At 37.2% G+C, this 5,302-nt stretch carries 4 protein-coding genes and 1 pseudogene; all 5 read left to right on the forward strand.

Annotation, left to right across the window (positions count from 1 at the left end; translation table 11 throughout):
- Positions 1-8 precede the first annotated feature (8 nt).
- Entirely contained in the window at positions 9-2,009 is a 2,001-nt protein-coding gene (locus IQ228_RS20410; RefSeq protein ID WP_228043974.1) for an ABC transporter ATP-binding protein/permease, read from the forward strand.
- Positions 2,010-2,216: 207 nt separating this feature from the next.
- Positions 2,217-2,381: a microviridin/marinostatin family tricyclic proteinase inhibitor gene (locus IQ228_RS20415; protein ID WP_027403950.1), complete on the forward strand. Its 165-nt coding sequence runs from the start codon at positions 2,217-2,219 to the stop codon at positions 2,379-2,381.
- A 341-nt stretch (positions 2,382-2,722) separates the two neighbouring features.
- Complete coding sequence (locus tag IQ228_RS20420) at positions 2,723-3,700, forward strand: MvdC family ATP-grasp ribosomal peptide maturase (RefSeq protein ID WP_193964188.1); 978 nt, start codon at positions 2,723-2,725, stop codon at positions 3,698-3,700.
- A gap of 274 nt (positions 3,701-3,974) precedes the next feature.
- Positions 3,975-4,976, forward strand: a complete 1,002-nt coding sequence (locus IQ228_RS20425) for an MvdD family ATP-grasp ribosomal peptide maturase (RefSeq protein WP_027403952.1) — start codon at positions 3,975-3,977, stop codon at positions 4,974-4,976.
- A 3-nt stretch (positions 4,977-4,979) separates the two neighbouring features.
- Positions 4,980-5,302: pseudogene (locus IQ228_RS20430) on the forward strand (ABC transporter ATP-binding protein/permease); the annotation flags it as partial.

A 5,302-nucleotide genomic window follows, 5' to 3' on the forward strand; every position in this document is an offset into this window, starting at 1 on the left:
GTTTTGCGCTGGTTTTGGTAACAATTTTAGTAGGAATTTCTAAATTTGTTAGAAAAAAAATAGCTCTTGAATGGTATGAATGGCTGAATAGTCAAATTTTATCAAAATATTTCAATAATCGGGCATATTATAAAATCAATTTTCAGTCCGATGTTACCAATCCAGATCAACAAATATCACAAGAAATTGAGCCTTTAACTAAAGATTTTCTCAGCTTTTCAGCTACATTCCTAGAAAAAGTCCTAGAAATGACAGCTTTTTTAATACTGCTCTGGACGCTCTCTAAATTTGTAGCAGTTGCTTTAGTTTGTTATACGTTAATTGGTAATTTAATTGCTATTTACTTGGCACAAGAATTAAACAAAATTAAGCAAGAAGAAGTTGAATCAAATGCAGACTATACTTACAGTTTAACTCATGTGCGTAATCATGCGGAATCAATAGCTTTTTTCCAGGGAGAATCACAGGAATTAAACATTGTTAATCGGAGATTTAATAGGATTGTTCAAAGTGTTAAACGCAAGATTGATTGGGAAAGAAGTCAGGATATTTTTAATCGAGGATATCAGGCGGTTATTCAAATATTTCCATTTATAGTATTTGGACCAATGCAAATTAGAGGAGAAATTGATTTTGGAGAAATTGCCCAAGCTTCTTTAGCTTGTAATTTGTTCGCAACAGCGCTGGCTGAATTAATCAAAGAATTTGCCACTTCAGGAAAATTTTCTAGTTATATTGAACGTTTATTTGAACTCTCGGAAGCGTTAAAATCTGTCACTAAAGAACAGGAAAATGTCAGTATAATTAAGACGAAAGAGGAAAAGCGACTAGCTTTTGAGAATGTTACTTTACAAACTCCCAATTATGAACAGGTAATTGTTGAAGAGTTGTCGCTGACTGTTCAACCTGGAGAGGGTTTATTAATTGTTGGTCCAAGTGGTCGTGGTAAAAGTTCTCTGTTGAGAGCGATCGCCGGTTTGTGGAACTCAGGGACTGGTCGTGTAGTCAGACCTCCTCTAGAAGATGTATTATTTTTACCTCAACGTCCTTACATAATTTTAGGAACTTTGCGGGAACAGTTACTCTATCCCCATACAAAACGGGGAATGAGCGACCGCGAACTGGAAGCAATTTTAAAACAAGTTAATTTGCAAAACCTATTGAGTCGAATAGATAATTTTGATACAGAACTTCCTTGGGAAAATATCCTTTCCTTGGGAGAGCAACAACGTTTAGCATTCGCACGTTTATTAGTTACTTGTCCTAGCTTTACTATTTTAGATGAAGCTACAAGTGCTTTAGATTTGAACAATGAAGGTAATCTATATCAACAATTACAAGAAAGGAACACAACATATATCAGTGTAGGACATCGAGAAAGTCTATTTAGTTATCATCAATGGGTTTTAGAACTATCACAAGATTCTAGTTGGCGACTTCTCTCTGTTGAGGATTATAGACGGCAAAAAGCACAAGAACTTGCTACTGAAAATTCTGACAATTCTGGTATCACTATAGAAGTTGTACCCAAGAATGAACCTGCTGATGCAACTGTAAATCAACCAGAAATATTAATAGATTCTTCGGAAAATAGAGAAATTACCATAGATTTTGTAATTGCTGATAATGAACCTGTCAATCAACCAGAAACATCAAACGTGTCTCCTGAAAATCCAGAAATTATCATAGATTTTGTAATTGCTGATAATGAACCTGTCAATCAACCAGAAACATCAAACGTGTCTCCTGAAAATCCAGAAATTATCATGGATTTTGTAATTGCTGATAATGAACCTGTCAATCAACCAGAAACATCAACAGCAGATACAGGTGAAATTGTAGGACTTTCTCATCGAGAAATGCAGAAATTAACAGACTATTCACTGGGGACTGTGAGAACTAAAGCAAGTAAAGGTCAATCTCTTACTACAAAGGATGGTTTTACCTACCGCTATAATAAAGACTCAAAGGTTTTGAAATGGGTAAGAGTTGAACCGCTTGAGAATTAAGTAACTCAAAATTAAAAAACGTAATATCCAGATCCCCGACTTCTTGAAGAAGTCGGGGATCTACCCGATTTAGATTTTACATTGCTTTCTAATAACGACATTTACTTAAATATCTTAAATCTCTTAAATGTCCTTGCTTTAACACTCGTTTACTGATATATTTTTGATATGTAACATAAATTTCCTCTCAGGAAAAAAGGAATATCCATGCAAGCATCAACATTAGCAAATATTGAAGCACTACCATTCTTCGCTCGCTTTTTGGCAGCAGAAGAAGAACCACCAGAAACACCAACACCACAACCAGAAGAACAGCCATTACCTCCATCAGTATTCACTTTCAAGTGGCCTTCTGATTGGGAAGATTGCTAAATAAAGTAAATTTGAAATTGCAGAAATAGCAGGATCGAAAAATTGAGAAGTGCTGATTGTTTCCGAATAGATAGCATATTCAGATATCAACAATACTTAAGCGATCGCTGCTGCTTGAATATCCCCGAATTCTACCCTTTGGACAGCCACTATACAGGTGTCTACAAGAAATCGGGGATTTATATCATGTGACAGGTGACAGTGATAAAAGTCTTTCAGTGCCTAAGTTTTAATTTTGGTTGATGTCCTAACCGCCTTGTGTAAAGCTATACAATTAACAAGCAACTTTTTCAGATAGTTACGAATATCTAGCTAATCAAATTTCAATTAAAAAAGTTTTTATGCACCTGTCTCGTGACATTGTTTTATTAATTACTCACAGTGGTGATTTTTTCACAATAGATAGAGTGGCTGAAGCACTGTCAAAAAAAGGGGTGCAACCATTTCGCTTAGATACTGATAGGTTTCCCCTAGAAGTAGAATTAACAGCACATTTTGATAACTGCAAAATCTATCACACTATAGAATATGGCGGCTATTCTATCAGCACAGAACAGGTGCAAGCGGTTTGGCTGCGCCGAATATGGGAACCAAAACTAAGTGCAGACCTAGCACCTAAGTTTCGAGAAGCTTGCATAAGAGAATCACAAGCCACGTTAAATGGTTTCTGGGATAGTTTGCGAAACGCTCATTGGGTAGATAATTTAGAATGTATAAATGCTGCCAATGATAAATTGCGCCAACTGCGGGTTGCTACTGAGGTAGGTTTTGTCATTCCCCAGACTCTCGTTACTAACAAAGCTGAGTCAGCAAAGGAGTTTTTTCACCAAGTCAACGGCAAGATGGTGAGTAAGTTATTAACTCCTCTATCCCGGACTATGGAATCTACTTCTTTCTTTTTTTACACCAGCGTGGTTAAAGAAGAAGATTTACAAGATGCTGAGTCCTTGCGTTATTGTCCGATGGTGTTTCAAGAGCAAATTCCTAAACAGTGGGAATTGCGCGTAGTGTACGTAAATGGTAAGGTATTTGTCGGTGCGTTAGATGCCAGCATTTATAACACATCTAAAGTTGATTGGCGTAAACCTGGTGTTGATGTTGGTGTATGGCAACACTATGAGCTTCCTGAACAAGTGCTGCGTCGTTTGCAAATCTTTATGAATAAATTGGGGTTGTTGTTTGGAGCGTTAGATTTTATCGTCACACCATCAGAAGACTATGTATTTTTAGAAGTTAACCCCATCGGTGAATGGGGAATGCTAGAAAAAGATTTGGACTTGCCTATTGCTAGTGAGATCGCTGATACTCTACTTTTATAGTATCAAGTTGTTAGTTATCTCGTTGAGGCTGGTAATGGGTAATAGGTGATGAAATACCTGTTTTCATCCTGTTCATCCTTTAATCCTGGACATCCTGTTAGCGTAGCTTGGCGTAAGCCATTTCTGACAGTTAGCCTAACTAGTAGCTCGTCAAATTTATTTTGACGGGTAATGATGCCTCTCTTCTACCCCTGCTTGCCTTCACCTGTCATTTTCGGGTTGACAGACTACTAGCAACTCATACCAAGTTTAATTAAAAACATATATTTTATTTATGACAATTTTAATAGTCACATATAGCAACGACAATGAAAGCATTCCTTTAGTGATCAAAGCGATTGAAGACCAAGGGGAAAAAGCATTTCGGTTTGACACTGACAGATATCCTACGGAAGTCAAATTAGATATTTACCAAGGTGATACAGAACGGGTAATTATCACTGATGGAGAAAAGCAACTGGATGTGAGTGAAGTTTCCGCAGTTTGGTATCGAAGGATGCGCTATGGAGCAAAAATTCCTAACACGATGGACAAGCAATATAGAGAAGCATCAATTAACGAATCTCGCGCTACTGTTCGGGGTATGATTGCCAGTCTTCCAGGCTTTCATTTTGATCAGATGTCCAATGTAGAACGAACTCATCATAAACAACTACAGCTACAAGTAGCACGAAAAATAGGACTGCTTACCCCACGCACTCTAACTACTAATAACCCAGAAACAGTTAAACAATTTGCTTCTGAATGTCATAAACAAGGTATAGTGACAAAAATGCTTTCTTCCTTTGCTATTTTTGGCGAACAGGGAGAACAGTTATTTGTGTTTACAAGTCCAGTTAAAGATGAGGATTTGGAAAATCTGGAAGGACTGCGTTTTTGTCCGATGACGTTTCAAGAAAACGTACCCAAGGCGCGAGAGTTGCGGATAACTATTGTAGGACAGCGCGTATTTACAGCCGCAGTAAATTCCCAAAGTTGTGAAGGAGCTACTTATGATTGGCGTAAACAAGGGAGAGCATTAAAAGACGCTTGGCAAGCTGATGATTTACCTCAAGATGTGGAAAAAAAGCTACTGCAATTAATGGTTGAATTTGGTTTAAACTATGGAGCAATTGATATGATTGTCACACCCGATGGAGAGTATATATTTCTGGAAATTAACCCAGTTGGGGAATTTTTCTGGTTAGAAATATTTGCACCACATTTTCCAATTTCTCAAGCGATTGCCGAAATTCTCCTAACTCGTAAAAATCAAAGTAATAGATATAGATATTGAATTATGCAAACTCGTAGTGTTAGTGAGCAAACACCATTTAATCCTTTTTCTACTGTTATACAACTTTGGCGGGATTTGAAATTAGTCGCTGGTCCCTATTGGTATCCCACAGAGATAGGGACAAGAGCATTTTCCGAAGTGATTTATTCATGGGGAATGTTTATTCTGTTGCTCATATTAATTACTTCCATTGTGGGTATCCATAGTCTCAGTAGCTTCTGGAATCGCTACGTCTTTGATATTGTAATTGAAGAGAAAAACCTAGAAAAATATCTCAGTACATTATGGATATCCTGTCTCTTATACAAATCTCGGAGCCCACGAGA

The sequence above is a fragment of the Dolichospermum sp. LEGE 00246 genome, assembly GCF_015207865.1.
GTDB classification, from domain to species: Bacteria; Cyanobacteriota; Cyanobacteriia; order Cyanobacteriales; family Nostocaceae; genus Dolichospermum; species Dolichospermum heterosporum.

What these genes read in the sequence shown, in the direction of transcription:
- IQ228_RS20415 (WP_027403950.1), top strand. Translation starts at nt 2,217, where the DNA reads ATGCAAGCATCAACATTAGCAAATATTGAAGCACTACCATTCTTCGCT.
- IQ228_RS20420 (WP_193964188.1), top strand. Translation starts at nt 2,723, where the DNA reads ATGCACCTGTCTCGTGACATTGTTTTATTAATTACTCACAGTGGTGAT.
- IQ228_RS20425 (WP_027403952.1), top strand. Translation starts at nt 3,975, where the DNA reads ATGACAATTTTAATAGTCACATATAGCAACGACAATGAAAGCATTCCT.